General features: G+C 33.8%; 17 protein-coding genes. 4 read left to right on the top strand and 13 right to left on the bottom strand.

Features of this window, described 5'->3' with window-relative positions; genetic code table 11:
• Positions 1-51 precede the first annotated feature (51 nt).
• From NST00_RS05515 to NST00_RS05505, 3 genes are all read right to left on the bottom strand, one after another.
• Positions 52-747, bottom strand: a complete 696-nt coding sequence (locus NST00_RS05515) for an MBL fold metallo-hydrolase (protein ID WP_026019152.1) — start codon at positions 745-747, stop codon at positions 52-54.
• Positions 748-832: 85 nt separating this feature from the next.
• Positions 833-1,204 (bottom strand): hypothetical protein, encoded by a 372-nt coding sequence (locus tag NST00_RS05510; protein WP_016839450.1) that lies wholly within the window; start codon positions 1,202-1,204, stop codon positions 833-835.
• Between the two features lie 57 nt (positions 1,205-1,261).
• On the bottom strand, positions 1,262-2,035 hold the full coding sequence (locus NST00_RS05505; RefSeq protein WP_340709727.1) for a hypothetical protein: 774 nt from the start codon (positions 2,033-2,035) through the stop codon (positions 1,262-1,264).
• 400 nt (positions 2,036-2,435) lie between these two features.
• Here NST00_RS05505 and NST00_RS05500 point away from each other — a divergent pair, with 400 nt between their 5' ends.
• A complete protein-coding gene (locus tag NST00_RS05500; protein WP_016839452.1) occupies positions 2,436-3,182 on the top strand; it encodes a DUF2087 domain-containing protein in 747 nt (248 codons plus the stop codon).
• 21 nt (positions 3,183-3,203) lie between these two features.
• On the top strand, positions 3,204-3,560 hold the full coding sequence (locus tag NST00_RS05495) for a GIY-YIG nuclease family protein (protein WP_016839453.1): 357 nt from the start codon (positions 3,204-3,206) through the stop codon (positions 3,558-3,560).
• Between the two features lie 215 nt (positions 3,561-3,775).
• Here the strand turns inward: NST00_RS05495 and NST00_RS05490 are convergent, their stop codons facing one another.
• The 7 genes from NST00_RS05490 to NST00_RS05460 form a co-directional block, all read right to left on the bottom strand.
• Positions 3,776-3,919 (bottom strand): hypothetical protein, encoded by a 144-nt coding sequence (locus NST00_RS05490; protein ID WP_172597779.1) that lies wholly within the window; start codon positions 3,917-3,919, stop codon positions 3,776-3,778.
• Positions 3,920-4,441: 522 nt separating this feature from the next.
• On the bottom strand, positions 4,442-7,780 hold the full coding sequence (locus tag NST00_RS05485; RefSeq protein ID WP_340709726.1) for a DEAD/DEAH box helicase family protein: 3,339 nt from the start codon (positions 7,778-7,780) through the stop codon (positions 4,442-4,444).
• Between the two features lie 18 nt (positions 7,781-7,798).
• Entirely contained in the window at positions 7,799-8,968 is a 1,170-nt protein-coding gene (locus tag NST00_RS05480; RefSeq protein WP_016839455.1) for a restriction endonuclease subunit S, read from the bottom strand.
• The gene (locus tag NST00_RS05475; protein WP_016839456.1) at positions 8,969-10,435 is read right to left on the bottom strand and encodes a type I restriction-modification system subunit M; all 1,467 of its coding nucleotides are present in this window, start codon (positions 10,433-10,435) and stop codon (positions 8,969-8,971) included.
• A 743-nt stretch (positions 10,436-11,178) separates the two neighbouring features.
• Positions 11,179-11,688, bottom strand: a complete 510-nt coding sequence (locus NST00_RS05470; RefSeq protein WP_016839457.1) for a type 1 glutamine amidotransferase domain-containing protein — start codon at positions 11,686-11,688, stop codon at positions 11,179-11,181.
• 194 nt (positions 11,689-11,882) lie between these two features.
• Positions 11,883-12,617, bottom strand: coding sequence for a hypothetical protein (locus NST00_RS05465; RefSeq protein ID WP_096549670.1), 735 nt, complete (start codon positions 12,615-12,617; stop codon positions 11,883-11,885).
• A 28-nt stretch (positions 12,618-12,645) separates the two neighbouring features.
• A complete protein-coding gene (locus NST00_RS05460; protein WP_016839459.1) occupies positions 12,646-12,819 on the bottom strand; it encodes a Fe3+-hydroxamate ABC transporter substrate-binding protein in 174 nt (57 codons plus the stop codon).
• A gap of 604 nt (positions 12,820-13,423) precedes the next feature.
• Here NST00_RS05460 and NST00_RS05455 point away from each other — a divergent pair.
• Positions 13,424-13,657, top strand: coding sequence for a hypothetical protein (locus NST00_RS05455; protein ID WP_340709725.1), 234 nt, complete (start codon positions 13,424-13,426; stop codon positions 13,655-13,657).
• Between the two features lie 101 nt (positions 13,658-13,758).
• On the opposite strand, the gene NST00_RS05450 is transcribed toward NST00_RS05455, so the two are convergent.
• The gene (locus NST00_RS05450; protein WP_016839462.1) at positions 13,759-13,914 is read right to left on the bottom strand and encodes a DUF1540 domain-containing protein; all 156 of its coding nucleotides are present in this window, start codon (positions 13,912-13,914) and stop codon (positions 13,759-13,761) included.
• 230 nt (positions 13,915-14,144) lie between these two features.
• Here NST00_RS05450 and sspO point away from each other — a divergent pair, with 230 nt between their 5' ends.
• Complete coding sequence (sspO, locus tag NST00_RS05445; RefSeq protein WP_016839463.1) at positions 14,145-14,300, top strand: small acid-soluble spore protein O; 156 nt, start codon at positions 14,145-14,147, stop codon at positions 14,298-14,300.
• A 136-nt stretch (positions 14,301-14,436) separates the two neighbouring features.
• On the opposite strand, the gene NST00_RS05440 is transcribed toward sspO, so the two are convergent.
• Positions 14,437-15,429, bottom strand: a complete 993-nt coding sequence (locus tag NST00_RS05440) for a lipoate--protein ligase (RefSeq protein WP_016839464.1) — start codon at positions 15,427-15,429, stop codon at positions 14,437-14,439.
• Between the two features lie 254 nt (positions 15,430-15,683).
• Positions 15,684-17,333, bottom strand: coding sequence for a ribosomal protection-like ABC-F family protein (abc-f, locus tag NST00_RS05435; RefSeq protein WP_340710156.1), 1,650 nt, complete (start codon positions 17,331-17,333; stop codon positions 15,684-15,686).
• Between the last annotated feature and the right edge of the window lie 255 nt (positions 17,334-17,588).

Raw genomic sequence — 17,588 nt, 5'->3', positions numbered from 1 at the left:
AACTTCAGCAAAGTATCTATATCTCCTTTAAAATTATAAGGAACATGTTTACTACCTCGTGTTCAAAGTCAACTTCCCACCATGATAACAATAATAGTTTTCAGCATTCAAATTTTGTAATTTTTTTAAGGATTCCTCTGCCTTTTCAATATTTAAACAAAAATGAGGATTTGCAATCGCTAGTTTCTCATTTTCATTTACTGCAGCATCTCCAGTAATAACGCTATTTAAAGAAGGAATGTATAATGAAATATGGCCAGAAGTATGGCCTGGGGTTTCAACAACTATACATGCTCCGTCGAGGATTTTGTCGCCATCCTTAACTTTGTAATCTACCGACACATGTTTTAAACTCTTCAATTGTTGTATAAACCATTCACCAAATTCTTTTTCCTCATTCGGCAATACTTCCAACATTTCCTCTGCTTGAACTAATCGTTCTGATTTCTCTTCACCGCTTATGAACTTTGATTCCACTTCACTTGCTATTACATTTATCCAAGGATATTTTACTTTAAAATCAAATAATGAGCCTATATGGTCATCATCATAATGGGTAATGATGATATTTCTTAACTTCTTCAGATCAAATCCATTTTTAATTATTTCTTTCTCAATTAATGGCAGGAAATTAGGATAACCAGTATCCACCAATGTAAGTTGATCATTCAGCACAATTAAGCTAGGATAAATTCTCTGCATCTGACCATTAAACTCAAATTCAATCGGTAGTTCTAAAATTTCTATTTTAATCAACCTCTCTATTTCAGTTTATAGATGAAAGATTTTCTACTTTCGAATTACAAAATTCTCTACATTCAAATTGCTACACCTAAGAAGCACTCGTCAATCGGTTCTCTAATGATTGAATTGCCAACTTCATTGCAGTTAAACGGCGTTCATTTAGTGTCTTTTGAGAACTTCCTTCTTTTGCTTTTGCAATTTGTTTTTCAATAGATGGAATGATATTTAGTAGGGCTTCCTTTGCTGAGTATATTATTTCTTCATCATAAGAAAAAACCTCGCCATTCCAATCATTTTTGAGACTCTTTAAACCCACTTTCACCGCATTCATTCTCTTTTCAACTAGCGTTGTATTTGAACCTTTTTCTTTCATACTGTTTAATGCATTGGTAAGCTTAAGTAATGTTGATTCTAAAGATTGAATGGACAAAACTTTAGTTTCTTTGTTAATTGTATTCATTAACGCCCTCCTTTCCTTCGCTATTTTAATAATCTGTCATCATGTTGGCGGTTTAATTTATAAGCGCACTAAATTGTCTTTATGAAGCAAGGATATCGCAATGAAGTAACCAATAATTGGTGATATTCCATACCCCATAATCGGCAAAGGGAAATTTCCGATAAAGGTTACAATCATCATCGTAAAGTAATAAACTCCTAATGAATAAGAAATGACATTGTTTTTGCCGTAAATAAAGAATGGAATGAATAATAAAACAAGAGACAAAATACCTGCAATTAGCCAAACATTCCCCAAACCTGCAACTAAGAAGATGATATCCTCAACATAAGAAACTGGTTCCAAATCATCTAAGAATACCCATGATACCATAACAAAAAGTAAGATTGTTGCTATACTTATTATTTTGATAGTTTTACTTCTAATCATTTTCCAAAAAATGATTGCTGTGGCGCTTGCAAATGCAGAAAGCTGACCTGCATCGGGTTGAAGCAACAATATTAATAATGTGATGAATGTTAGAACCAATACATTACGTTGCCGATTGTTTATTGCTAATTTCCATATGTAAAAAATTAGTACAGGTAAAATAATACTTGTAATATATATATTAATAGGTCCAACAGTCACCCATCGATGAATACCATCTATACCACTAAAGAAAAAAGGTAGTACTAACAAAATGACAATTATAATAGTTTGTCTGCTATGAACACCCATTTTATACTTTACTCTGCTTCGACTAATAAAAATAGAACCTATTAAAAATCCAATAATCCAAATAATTATATTTTGAACCCAAATACTTCGTGGCACATCATAACATACCATTGTATAGATTCCAATCAGTATTGCAGGTAACATCAGTAGATAAGATATGATACCTTTGATATGATTCATGTTATAACGACCTTCATTATTTTATTTTTCAAAAATTATAACATAATGCCTTTCAAAAGAGTTTTCGCGTCTGTAAATCGTCATCTTAAACAATCTACTGGCTAGGTCTTACTAGAAGGTAAAACCTAGCCATTTTATTTTCCGATTATGAATGGTTGCGAATGTAATAAACAAAAATTAAATTCGTTTATACCAAAACAAACAATCCAATAAAACGTTTGGTATATAAGTTGAACAATTTCAAACTTTTATATAAAATATTCAATGAAATAATAAACAAAATGAATTTTTGTTTGTTTTATTCAAAAATAGATAGGAAGTGCAACGAACATTGGAATTATCAAAAATTTTTTGGAATGCTTCAATAGAAGATTTGAAAAATGGTTATATCCAAGACAAAGATTCATTTACTTGTCTTTTATGTGGAGAAAGAATTGAAAAAGGAATAATTTATCCTTACGAAAATAAACTTTATGAAGCTGAAAGATATATGCGAATTCATATTGAAAATGCACACATTTCCGTATTTAACTATATACTTTCAATGGATAAGAAACTCACGGGTCTTACAGAACATCAAAAGAAATTATTATCTCTTTTTTATGAAGGGAAAAGCGATAAAGAAATTCAGAAAGAACTGGGAATTGGAAGCACCTCAACAATTCGCCATCATCGTTTTGCATTAAAAGAAAAAGAGCGTCAGGCGAAGATTTTTCTAGCTTTAATGGAATTGTTGAAAGAAAAAGATCAACATGCACCCGCTTTTGTTCCCGTGCATAAAACAGCCACAATGGTTGATGAACGATATAACGTTACACAAGAAGAGCAAGAGCAAATAATTCAAAAATACTTTTCCAATGGGGTTTTGACGAAATTTCCTAATAAAGAAAAACAAAGACTCATCATTCTTAGAGAAATCGCGAATCGTTTAAAACCGGATAACCATTATGAGGAAAAAGAATTAAACGAGATTTTAAAAGGGATTTATGAGGACTATGCTCTAATCAGAAGGTATTTGGTAGATTACGGATTTTTAAACCGCAAATCTGACGGAAGCAGTTATTGGTTAAACAAATAAACGAATCAGAAGGTGAAAAATATGGACCGAAAAAAAGCACTCAAACAACAATTCAAAGAAACAAAAGTAGAAGCTGGGATTTTTCAAATTAAGAATACAATCAACAACAAAATATTAATTGGAAGTACGAAAAATATCAAAACACTAAATGGAATAAAATTTATGCTCGAAATGAATACCTATACAACAAACAAAGAACTTCAGAAAGATTGGAACCAATATGGAAAAGATGCTTTCACATTTGAAATTCTAGAAATATTAAAAAAGAAAGATGATGACCCATATTACAACGAAAAAGAAGCACTACTCAAACTTGAAGAAAAATGGTTGGAAAAATTACAACCTTATGGAGAGCGTGGTTACAATAAAAAATCATAAAAAGAGACAGCATTGGGAAAAAAAGTTTCTGTAACCAATTAAGCGAGGACTATATGCTTTAGATCAATAAATGAATGCAGTACGTTAGTTTCCTGTAGCGATATCTAAGAACAACCAGAAATAACACTCCAATTGCAACCAATCGAGTAGGAGGGAGCGATTAACTCCCGTCCTCTCACACCACCGTACGTACGGTTCCGTATACGGCGGTTCAATTAAGATGATTGACGCAAGTCTTTATAACTTCCGTGAATAGCTGTTCTCTTTATGCCAGTGGTCACTCCACCCTCCAAGAGGTCTCCCACGGGATTCACCGCTTCCTTCCTCAAGTGAGGTACTACGTTTTCTGTGTTCATCATGACTCACTGAATGCCAAGGGCTATTCTCTCTTAATTGTTCGGTCCTTCTTAGTAGTTCTAAACCAACTAATACTATGACCTCTGCTGACTTCTGACGGTTCAGCTACTTATCACTAAGTAGGTTATGAAGCGTACTTCACATATCCGCCAGACCTCCCCGGGTAAGAATGTAATCTTTCCTTCCATCTATCTGCTTCATTTACTCTGTACCACCTTTGGCAGAAAGGACTTTGTTTTGTTTAGCAAACTCATCCAATGATACCTAGCCTTATATGAAGTTCGTGTTCCTCAGACCGGAAGTTTGCCGCTCGCTTCCTTCAGATTCCGCGTCACCACGGACACCCTTGCGTTAAGCTAACTGTTACTTCTGCCTTCACAGTTCGGGACTTACACCCTATAGATTACACCCATGCCAGGCGCACTAAAAGAAAGAACGAATTCAACATGGAATTCGTTCTTCTTTTGTATATACATTGTATTGGAATCATAAAAGTTGCTGAAAAAAAACCGCTCTGAGACAGACTATGCACCTACAATCTCTTCCGCATTGCGGTTAATCTCGTCAATAATGCTGATGATTTTTCTAGCATCATCCATATTATTTTTAAATAAATCGACAATGCTTCCAACAGATCTGAATGGTTCCTGCTGTAAAACTTTTTTATCAAGCGTTCCGTTTTTAATGACATAATCAACAATATGTTTCACAAATCGAATTTGATTTAAGTTTAACCGTTCATCAGAAAGAAATTCTGAAAATGCTTCGTTAGCGGATTTCGGATCCAAACCTACAATTTGGCGAACAAGTTTTGTAATCGGTGTATCTCCAAAATCTTTTTCATACTCTTCCCTTGTGCCAAGTTCTTTCCATAGTATTTCTTCTAGTCTTTCCACATCTTGTGCTGTTAATGGTTTATTATGATAAAGTTTATAAATGGCCATTTGATCTTTATGCTCGTTCAAATAATGTTCGACTTTCTTCCGATAATTTTGTAAATCATTTACATAGAACATTGAGCCATGTTCTTTCACATCAATGACTTCATCTTGGAAATTTGTATAATATATCTTTTGTGTTTCCTTTTCGATAAATTTAATTAAATCTCGCAGTGCTTCACGTACTGCATCTAACTCAAAAATATCCGCACTTTCCCAAAACTCCTCCGTCATGACTTTCTCAATAATGTACTTTTGCTCCATGACTTGTGGAATCGTACCTAGTTTCGATAAAGCTTCCGCCGTTTGGATGACACTGCGAATCGGTTTTGTTGCATTATTTGATTGTAATTTCGCCAATTCAATCGTATACATTAATAAATCGAAACGTTTAGCAAATTCATCATCTTGCACTGGAAGAATAATTGGTGAAATGTGTTCTTTAATTTCATTCGTATCTAGAACAGATAGCGACAACCAGTTATCTTTATTCTTGAATTTTTCTACGTACTGCAAATGTTGACGAACTCGGAAGTTTTCATTATCAAGGGCCATAACTTCTCGAGTTGCTTCATGGACTAATTCATTTCGATGACTGATATATTCTTCTGTTTGATATTGAATTTCTTGTAATGCACGAATAATATCGACTTTCACATTAAATAGTTTTTCCGTTAGGCTTTTTCCGATTTGCGTTTCCATTCCTTTTGGATTTTCACGGAAAAACTCAAAATTCCCACAATAGTCAAAGATTAAGAAATGGGTTTTATCTTGCCCAATTCCTATTAAATCTGAACAAGGCCTTGTGCCACGACCAATCATTTGCCAAAACTTAGTTTTCGAACGAACTTTTTTAAAGAATACAAGATTAACTACTTCAGGGATGTCCACACCCGTATCAAGCATATCAACTGACACCGCAATTTGTGGCATTTTATTTTTATCTGAAAAGTCATCGATTAATGATTGAACATATTTTATGCTGTAATCAATTACTCTTGCAAATTGTCCACCGTATTCTGGAAATAATGCGTCAAAACGCTCCACAATCCGTTCCGCATGGCGATGATTTTTTGCAAAAATAATCGTTTTACCTAGCTTGTCTCCTCCTTCCACCCGAATGCCTTTTTCCATTAAATCTTGTAATACCATATCGATCGTATGGTCGTTAAATAACCATTCATTTAAGGCAGAACTGTCAATATCATCTAAAAACTCTTCTTCCTCAAATGTTTCTTCGTATTTTTCCTTATCTTCTTCAGACAAATCATCATAGTGAATGCCTTCTTCTAAAAATTTCGTCTTTGTCTCAATTGTTCGATAATCCACTAAAAATCCGTCTTTTACAGCTTGTTCAAGTTCATAAGCGTAAGTTGGAACACCATTTTCCAGGTCAAATACTTCATACGTATTTTTATCGATTTCATCTTTTGGGGTGGCAGTCAAACCGAGCAATATCCCATCAAAATACTCAAATATACTACGGTATTTTTTATAAATACTTCGATGTGATTCATCGATGATGATGAGATCAAAATGTCCAACCGTAAATAATTTTTTCCCATCTTTTCGTTTCGCCTCATCGATGGCGTTCATCATCGTTGGATAGGTGGAAAAGACAATGCGACTTTCTTCCGGATTATCTTTGTTATCTAATAGATTGCATAACGGTATGCTAGGTAATAGTTTGTTAAAATTTCGATATGCTTGATTTACTAATGCTTTCCGATCCGCTAAAAAGAGAATATTTTTCACCCAATTGTGACGAGTTAACACATCCACTATGGAAATGGCCGTTCTCGTTTTCCCGCTACCTGTAGCCATCACAAGAAGCGCTTTTCTTTGATTGCGAGACAATGCTTCACAAACCGATAAAATTGCTTCTTTTTGATAATAACGATTGGAAATTGAATCATTGATTTGAACTTGATCAAACGGCCGTTTCATTTGACGGCGTTCTATTAATAAACTTAATTCTTCTTTATTATAGAAGCCAGAAACTTTTCGTGGCGGATAAGGATCGCACCAAATAAACGTTTCAAAACCATTCGTATAGAAAATCACTGGGCGAGTACCTGTCATTTGTTCAAGACAGTCAGCGTATAGTTTCGCTTGTTGTCTACCCATTTTCGGATCCTTTGATGTGCGCTTTGCTTCAACTACAGCTAATGGTTTACCGTTATCTCCGAATAATACGTAATCAACAAATCCTTTGCCTTGGTTGTTTGGCATACCTACAACAGGATATTCTCGTAAAATATCCTTATTCAAATCCCAACCTGCAAGTTTCAAATCTAAATCAATATATTTCAATCTTGTTTCAATTTCATTGAGTTCATCCACATGGAAATCGTATTCTTTTGTATTACGGATTCGTTTTTCCGTCACTTGTTTGCGTAGATGTTGATTTTCTTTGATAATTTCATCTAGTTTGCGATCTTTTGCACTTAATTGTTCATATAAATCTTGTAATTCTTTCGGTCGAACCTGTTGTTCTTCACCAACAGGAAGTAAAGATTCATCAAAGTCCCCTGCAGTAAATTCATCGGAATAGCAGTAATCAATCCACGCAACAAATTGGAATAGATGATGTAGGGACAAAACCGCTTCATCACGCGTTATCGGTGCATTCGTATGAACCGCTTGATTGCCGAGCTTCACTACATACTTCATCATTGGTAATAAGTCATCATCAATAATCCCTAAAAATTCTCGATCATGAATTAAACTGGATAGATTATCTTGATAAGGAACTTTTACCGCACTGTCAAAGCTATAAACCCATTTCACCGCAAGCTCCAATGCCCGTCGAGATTGAATGGCGCTGACAGCAGGGCTTACAACCAATCCTTTTTCTGCTTCAAAACAAGTCTCTGCAAAACTTTGATACTGTTTCTTATCTTTTAAAAAGCCAAAATTGGACATGTTGGCACTTCCCTTTTATTAAATAATTGACAATTCTTCTTCTGAAAATAATTCGCCTCTAAATGATTTTTGCAACAATGCCTGATATAAATTTTCTAATTCTAGTAAGCTAGATTCAAATACCTTCCTTTGTTCTTCAATTTTTTCCACTTTTTCATAAAACTCATTTTGTAATTCTAGCGGTGGATATGGAACCATAAATGAATTTAAATTTTTTTGATTTAGTTTAGGTTGGGCAGATCCAGTAATCAAATGTGAAATATCTTGTAAATTGATAACATATTTAATAAAACGCTGGGTGGATAAATGTTCAAACTTCAATACGTGGGCATGATTATTAACCCAAATTTTTCCCTTCACTTCAAATGCTATTGGCGTTACTCTAGATAACAGATTGGCTCCATCTTCTGAAACTAGTAATAAATCGTCATCAAAAATATAATCATCAACATAATCTACGATACCTGAAGCTCCATAATATGGATAAATACCTTTTTTGCGTTCTGATGAAGTAATTGGAACCCTCTTGCTATCTAAATTTTGACAAATCTCACTTAACTTTTTAGATTCCCATCCATTAGGGTTTGTTTCCAGATCCCCAAACATCTCGAAAAATATGCTTTGCGTTAATTGATCTAATAAATCGATTTGAGCTTTGCGACATTTAATTACATCTTGAGCCTTATTTAATAATGCCGCTATTTTGCTTTGTATCTCTAATGATGGAATGGGAATCATTAAATCGTCTATATGTTCATTTCTTAAATTATTAATATTCGCCCCATTAATAGACTGTAAGATTGTTCGAGAATAATAATCTGTATTAAAAAAGTGTCTTAAATAATCCGCATTAATATTTTGTTTTGGCCTAATTAATTTACAAAAGGCTCCAAAAGTATATTCACAATCTTCGTTTGCTTGTCCCGACTTTCCAACAACTTCTTTACTGCCGCTCGATGCTGCAATTAAGATATCGCCTTTTCTTAATTTTTGTTCCAATTTTACGAGAGAAGAATCTACATACAACACATCCTGATAGATTATTTCTCCATTTTGAATATTTGTGGCTCTTAACAATGGGATATATCCATCGATTGGTTTTTCTGATATTTGATTTTTTTTGTAAGATACCCCTCTAATTTGATTGATAAAATTTTTAAGGGGATAACATTCATATTTCGAAATCATTCAATTAGCCCCTTTTATTAAATTTTCAATTTCTTTTAAACCATCCATTATTTCTTTTTCATAAGTTCCAATTTTTTCGAGTATTTCCATAGGATTCTCATATTCAATTTCCTCATACTCGATTTCTTTATATTTATTAATAGACAAGTCATATTCATTTTCTCGTAGCTCTTCTATCGGTACAAAAAAAGATTGTTCTGTTCGCTTCCGTTCCTTTTCTGCTTCCAAATTGTTAAAGCGTGAAATAATATCCGGAATATCATTTTCTTCAATTGGAGTGCGTTTGTCGTCTAGAGAGAATCCGTCTGCTTTCATGTCATAGAACCAAACGTGATTTGTACCACCTGCACCTGTTTTTGTAAAAATGATAATCGCCGTAGATACTCCTGCGTACGGTTTAAACACTCCACTAGGCATGGAAATAATGGCTTCTAATTTGTGATTTTCAATAATTTCCTTGCGTATAGCTTTATGGGCTGTCGAACTTCCAAATAGCACACCGTCTGGAACAATAACTGCTGCACGTCCACCTGGTTTTAAAATTCGAATAAATAAAGATAAGAACAATAATTCCGTTTTCTTCGTTTTAGCAATTTTCAATAAGTCGTTTGATACTGCTTCATAATCTAATGATCCTTTAAATGGCGGATTTGCTAGCACTAACGTATATTTATCTTGATCTTTATTCATTTCAGATAAGGAATCCCGATATTCAATATTCGGATTATTTACACCATGCAGCATCATGTTCATGGCACCAATTCGAAGCATTGTTCGGTCCATATCATTTCCGTAAAACATCGTGTTATGATAATGTTCTTTTAACCCTTGAACGAGAAATAAATCCTGATGATGTTTCCGTAAATATTCACTTGCTGCAACTAAAAATCCAGCCGTTCCCATTGCAGGGTCGATCATGATATCTTCTGGCATAGGCTTAACCAATTCCACCATCATTTGGATAATATGCCTTGGTGTACGGAATTGACCGTTTGTACCGGCCGTTGAAATTTTCGACAATAAATACTCATATAAATCTCCTTGGAAATCTCGGTCTTGTAATGGAAGGGTATCAATGCCATCTACAATTTTTGCCAGCATATTAGCAGTTGGGATTAAAAACATTGCATCGCTCATGTATTTTGAGTATGCAGAATCTTCTTGACCATGAAGATTTTTAATGAAAGGGAAAACCTCATCCGATACGATATGATACATTTCTTCTGGGGAACCAAGATTTTTAAAACGATGCCAACGTAAATGTTGTTTATCTTCTGGAAAGATTCCTTCAAAAGGAATACCAAGAATTTCTGCTTCCTTCTCTTTAATGGTTTCTGCTTCATCCAAACTTTTTATAAATAAAAGGTAGGTAAATTGTTCGATTACCGTTAATGGGTTGGTGATTCCACCCGTCCAGAACGTCTCCCATATTTTATCTACCTTATTTTTGATTTCACCTGTAATCATCTAGCTTCCTCCTACTTCTACACATATAACTTCATTATATCTAAATATATCTCTATATTAATATGGAAATATTGGGTACCCATCATATTGAAATTAAAACTCTCTAAATGAATAAACGGCTTAAGCACCACAGTGGCTCAAGCCGCATAAATACGCAACAATCACAACATGTTACTTCATGTTTATAGATTTCTATTTTGTAAAATGCTTACTTTTGTTTTTTTAGCTTTTCGCATTTTGAATATTGGAATTAAAATTTAAATGTGATGTTCAAATCGTCTCTAAAAATTCTATCGAGATTCATTTTTCTTCAAAATAAATTGGGTTAATAGTGTAGTGTATTGGGCTTTTTCCAATTTGTTCTATTAAGTTCATTTCAAATTAGTATTAAATATAAAATTTCTTATTTTTTTATATTTAGGGATTAGGTAAATTATCTATTAATTATTTTTACATGAGCACCACATTTGCATCTTCCATGACCATTTTTCTTTTTACTTTTCTATTACATGAAGGTCATTTAATTATCATGACTTTCCTCCAAATAAGTTATTAACACCCCCATTTTTGACTTGGAATAATAAAATTATACTAGGACACAATGTCACTTGGAATTTTATACATTATAAATAAAAATATGTCTTTTTCCATTCAAATTTTCTGTTATTGTTAACAAAATTGTTTATTTATTAAAGAAAAAAACGACTTCCGTAATTCGGAAATCGTTTTTTCTTTATCCTCTATTAATTTAATTTCGCTAAAATCTCACGAATAAATGCAGGTTCATCTTTCGGAGTACGGGATGTGATGATGTTTTCGCTCACAACGACTTCTTCATCACGATAGTCTGCACCAGCTAGCTTTACATCATCTCGAATGCCGATATAGCATGTTGCCGCTTTTCCTTTTAAAATGTCCGCACTAATCATCACTTGAGGTCCGTGGCAAATACCCGCAATTAATTTGCCTTGTTCATTGGCTTCTTTTACAAAGCGAACGATATCATCATTGACGCGCAATGCTTCTGGAGAACTTCCGCCTGGAATTACAACAGCATCAAATTCATCTGCTTTTGCATCTTTCGCACCGATCTCTGCTGTATATGAAACTGTTCCTTTTTTACCTTTGCACTCTGCTCCTTTTTCCAAACCAATGATGACTGCTTGGTGTCCAGCTTCTTTAATTGCCTCATATGGATTTTTCATCTCAGAATCCTCAAAATTACTTGCTAGTAAAAATGCAACCTTTGCCATAACAAATACCTCCTATGCAATAAATCTTACAGGATTAGTATAATTGATATGCAGATAGAATAGCAAAATATGTGATTTTTTCAGTTATTTATAAATTTATTGAATCATCTATTTTTTCTTTATAAATATAAAATCCTTTACTATGTTTAATATAAAAACACATAAAGGATTTGGAGCATTGCAGCTATAAAATGTTACCCATTACAAATTTTCCACTGCTTATTTTTATGTTCTAAAAACCGACTGAATTTCGCTTTACGCTTATTACGTTCAAGATTGTTATACATTTCATCCATATCTTCATAGTGACCTATTACATAAAATCTTAGCCCAATTGATTGACTATCCCGGTAAATATTCGAAAAATCGATTAATAAACCTTCTTTTGTCAATTCAAATAGTTGATTTTTTATTTCCTCAGCCATTGGATAGATTTTTCTTCTTTTATTTGTGGAAACAGTTCCAATGATTTTATTTGCGAGTATTTCCTTAAACACTAAAATATCTCTGCAATATAGTTTGCAATACCATCCATCATCGTGGGCGAGATAAACAAATTGATTTTTGATTCGATCAAAAAATGGCGAATTTAATGGCTTGCCAAAATGAGACAAATACAATACTTCCGCTTTCTCTTCCGGTGTACATTGGTTTAAATCTTCTTCATTGTTGTAATCAATCCAATGAAAATTACCTAAACCGTAAATATCTTCTCTTGCTAACTCTAAAATTCCCTCTTTCCCCACTGCCGTTTCAAAAAACCAATGAACATTAAAACCGTTGGCAATATATTGCCCATCTGTAATTAGTAAATTTTCTAAGTTTACCGGGCAATACTGAATAAATTCATGAAATTCCATTCCATAGTAAATAAAATATTGTTCTTCTAAATTGGCATTGATATAAAATACATCTCTTAATCTTCTCATATCTTAAATTTCCTTAACTCACACAGATTTAGATATTCATTTTCTTTGAACAATTGCTGCAAATAAATTTGCCTTCAAGATTTAAATACGCTTTAATTTCAGTGATTCCTTTTCTCTTAGGATATCGAAGTTGTATTAATACTTCTTCATCATCTTCTATTACTTTATTGCATTTCATACATTTTGGAGTAATTAATGACATTTTATATCCTCCTTATTCGGAAATTCCCCAAATCGAATCAAACAATTCGTTAAAATCATCTTATATCAAACTTGGTTCTTGCTTTTATCTTAGAAAAATACAAAAGTAGAAAACATATAAAATAATCAATACATGGAGCAAAAAATCAATGGAAGATTGCTGGTGTTCCCAGCATATACAGGCTTATTGGCAAAGACCAAATAAAAGCGATTAGCATAAGGTAGTCTTTTTGAATAATTAAAGCAATTATTGCTTAACAGGCTGGGAGGCATAACGACAGAAAAGTATTAATTGCTGGACCGGCTTCAATAACTGTAGACGAATAAGGATTATAAAAAACAAAGACAATCCACAAACCGATGCTGAAAATCCCAGCGATTCCCCCTAAGACTAATCCAGTCATCCTCAATTATCGTTTCCTCCTTTCATAAATCATACCATTAATTTCCGCTATACGAAAACTTATCGTTCATTGCGGATGTACTTCTTTTTATGCATTAATTAATCCTGCTCCCCAAGAGAGAAAATCGTCTTGAAACATTTTCATGTACTTTACACCTCTACCATATAATGTTTTGTGTATGCTGAAAAAAGGGGGAAATCTGTGCTGATAAAAGAAATGCGTTTACAGCGTATACAACGTTTAGCTCATGAAATTATGTATGAAATAAATTCACAAGCAGAACATAAACAATCTGAAGATTTGAACTTTGTGATTGACAACCTTTCTCGTGCTATTGGAGAATTAGCGGATCCATTCGGTTGTTATTCGTTAGACTATATTGAAGATAAAGTGGAGAAATCCTATTTTATGCTTATTAAAAAATTTAACAATTAGAAAAGCTAAAAATAATTCAATAAAAACGAATGAAAATGAGAGTTATTATCAATACTATAACTATAAAAGGTAACCAATTTTCATTGGTTACCTGATAAAAATTAATTCTCTGGTGTAAATGTTTTGCAATCTGTTTCTTCACTATTGGATGCTTCTTTTCCTTTTTGACTTACTACATAGATTCTTTCAGCACTACATTTGTTTCCATCAGCCCAATACTTGCAGTTATTTACTTCGCAAAGAATCTCTTGTTGCATTATCTCACACCTCCTCTTTTGTTATCATTGACAGATTTGAATTGGTTAATACTATCTTTGTCATACTAAATTTCAAATATTTTACACAAACATTGATCGGTTTCTATATATTTTCTTCTTCAATACCCTTTCAATTATGAAATAAACCAACAGATGAAAAAGGACTTTATCTCTTTTCAAATGCATAGTTAAGACACCTAATGACACACTAATGTCATGGAGGTGTGATGATGAGTAACAGAGAAAAGAAAAACTTAAGTGGCAACTTCAGCGATGAGCAGGCAGTAAGAAAAGAACTATCAAGAGAATTTGATCATGAACTTGCAAACGAACCTTTAACACCGCAAGAAAAACATAATAATAAGAAAACTAAAAAGCGACAATAAGTTATCCTCGGCTATTCATTCAATAAAAATAATTGTTGAACACATGAAAAAGAACGAACTTCTTTAACCGGAAATTCGTTCTTTTTTATTTCAGCCTTTGCTGTTAATATTCAACTGTTAGCTTAACTTTAACTACTTAATAAATTAATTGTAAGAAATCGTCCATCGTTACGCCGCCGAAATATCTGGAAATATCAACATCCGCCAAAGCTTCTTCAATATCTTTATAAGCATAGCGTACACCAACTAAACGTTGCTCGATTTCTTCTACGTCTTCCATGCCAAAGAAATCACCAAAAATCTTAATTTCTTCAATGATTCCTTTGTTCACTTCTAAACGAATATCAATTTCCCCAGATGGGAAGCGCTTTTGCTTTTGCATATTAAAGCGCGGTGATTTTCCATAGTTCCATTCCCATTTTTGGTAGCGTTCTTTCGATATCGTATTAATATTTTCCCAATCTTCTTCCGATAGCTCGTAATATCGGATATTCTCCTCGCCACCGAAAATAGATTTCAAAATTTCCATTCGGAACTGTTCTACCGTAATTTTTTCCGGCAAGAAATCAATGATGTTTGCTACACGTGAACGTACGGATTTAATTCCTTTTGATTCAATTTTGTCTTGCTTTACTTTTAATGAATTTACCACCGCATCAAGATCTAGATTGAACATCAATGTGCCGTGGCTAACCAAACGGCCGCGTGTTACATATTGCGCGTTTCCTGAAACTTTTCGTCCTTCCACTAAAATATCATTGCGACCAGAAAGTTCCGCGTTCACCCCTAATTTTGCCAATGCATCTACTACAGGCTGGGTGAATCTTTTGTAATTGTGGAAGCTGTTTCCGTCGTCCTTTGTGATAAAGCTGAAATTTAAATTATTTAAATCGTGATACACCGCTCCGCCACCAGAAAGTCTCCGAACGACGATAATTCCATTTTCTTCAACGTAGTCTGTGTTAATTTCTTCATATGTGTTTTGATTTTTACCGATAATAATGGACGGTTGATTGATATAGAACAGTAAAAAATCATCCTGCTCAACATCCATGTTTCTTACAAGATATTCTTCAATTGCCAAGTTCACTCTAGGGTCTGTAATGCCTTTATTATCAACGAAATACATGTGCATATCCTCCTTTATGTCCATATTTATTTTACACGAAAAAAGGATTATTTTGATTTTTTTAGTACGATAGAATTTTTCATCAAAAAAAACGACAACTATTATCGTTGTCATCAAATTAAAGTAAGCTCGAATCAAGTGAGACGAATAAAAAACTCCTGCTCTTTTAGGACACATGACAAATAGCCCTTCAATCACGATTTTTTCGGACTGAGGGCTATTTTTATGATTGGCGTAGATCTTGTATTTCGATTTTATTGAAGGAGATTTTTCAAACGACGGATTTCTCCTAAAATCTCATTGTATTCTATCTCTAAAAGCTTGGGGTCATCCTTTTTGGAAGGCATAGAAATTTTACTTATTACCTCCGTCAACCGAGTTTCTAATCGTAAAATTTCTTCCTTAATCTGCTCTTTTTTCCTGTCTTTAACTTCAGTCTTGCTAGCCATATATTCATCATAGCTGCCCTTGAAAGTTTTAAGTTTGCAGTCTTCGATAATCATAATCTGATTAGCTACTGAATTTATAAAGCGCCGATCATGAGAGACAAAGAGCAGGGTGTGTTCATATTCTCGTAGAACTTCTTCCACCACTTCCAGAGAGTTTAAATCTAGATAGTTTGTAGGCTCGTCAAGAATCAATAGGTTAAAGCCACTACATATTATTTTGGCAAAGGAAGCTTTCACTCGCTCCCCTCCGCTTAAAACCCTAACCTTTTTATACACGCTATCTCTTTTGAAAAGAAGACGAGCCAATAATATTCGAACAAAACTCTCCTCATAAACGCTTTCTGCCATCACATTGTCGAGGATACTCTTATTTTCATCTAAGATACTTAACTCCTGACTGAAATAACCAATCCTTACGTTAGGAGCAATTTTGATTGGGGACTCTTGGTTCAAAATCATTTTTAGCAAAGTGGTTTTTCCACACCCATTGGGACCTATTAACCCTGCCTTAGCTCCGTTTTCTAAATGAAATTGAGCATCTTTAAAGATCACTTTATCCCCAAAACTCTTGTTAATCCCATTTCCTTCAATGATTACTTTGCTATATATTTTCTGTACGTCCCCAATGTCAAATTTGATTTTTTCGATTTTTGGGGGTTTTTCCTTAACTTCTAAATGTTGAATTCTTGCCTCCACATTTTTAATAGCGCGATCCAAATTCGCTTTTGCTCTTTGATTGCCCATCTTGTGGAGTCTAGCCTCAGAGTTACCCATCCTTCGGGGAGTTTTTCGAATGGATTTTACTTTTTCTCGTGTAGAAATTATAACCCTTTCTAGTCTCTTCTTTTCCTTAACATATTGCTCATATTCAAATTGTGCTAGCTCTCGCTCTTCAGTTTTTTGCTTAATATATTCACTATAGTTACCGGAATAGGTTTTGATTTTCCCTTCTTCTATTTCGATTATTTTGTTACAAAGGCTATCTAGCAAATCTCGATCGTGAGAAATCAAGACTAGGGCACCAGAAAAGTTGGCAAAGGAATTTTCGACTAATTGAATTCCTTCAATATCCATATTACTAGTGGGTTCATCAGCGAAAATGATGGCATGATTTTGACCTAGGCTGGCCGCCAGCTTAAAGCGGTTTCTTTCTCCTCCGCTCATACTCTCCCGATAGGTTTGGGGAACTTTAAATTTTGAAGCCGTCTCTTGTTTTATTGTTTTTTCTTCAGGGGGCTCTAGTTGGGAGATATAGGCGCATTCCCCATAAAGTTTTACCCATCCTTCATCAGGCTCTATTCTTTGGCTTAAAAGGTTCAATAGTGTTGTTTTTCCTGCCCCATTTACGCCCACAATACCAATACGATCTTGATCATATATGCAGAGATTTTCAATATCCAAAATAAGACGATCTCCAAAAGATTTTTTTAGATTTCTACATTCGACTAATAAAATAAAAACCCCTCCTAAATTTACCGGAGAGGATAGTATCTATCAGACCATAACCATACCAAAAAAACTATATCTTCTATTGCCCATGGCCATAAGCCAAAAAACAAAAAATAAGTACTCTCTCAGGCAACAGAATCTACAGCAAAGTATAGTTATCGAAAGCTATCTACAGAAGTCAGTACTATCCACTCACTGGTAAAAAATGCATGATTGTTAAGCCGTTTTCCAACGACTTTCTCAAAACTTCATTACATTTTC

The sequence above is a fragment of the Ureibacillus sp. FSL K6-0165 genome (genome assembly GCF_038004285.1).
Lineage (GTDB): Bacteria > Bacillota > Bacilli > Bacillales_A > Planococcaceae > Ureibacillus > Ureibacillus thermosphaericus.
This window is presented reverse-complemented; position numbering and strand designations above follow the sequence as displayed.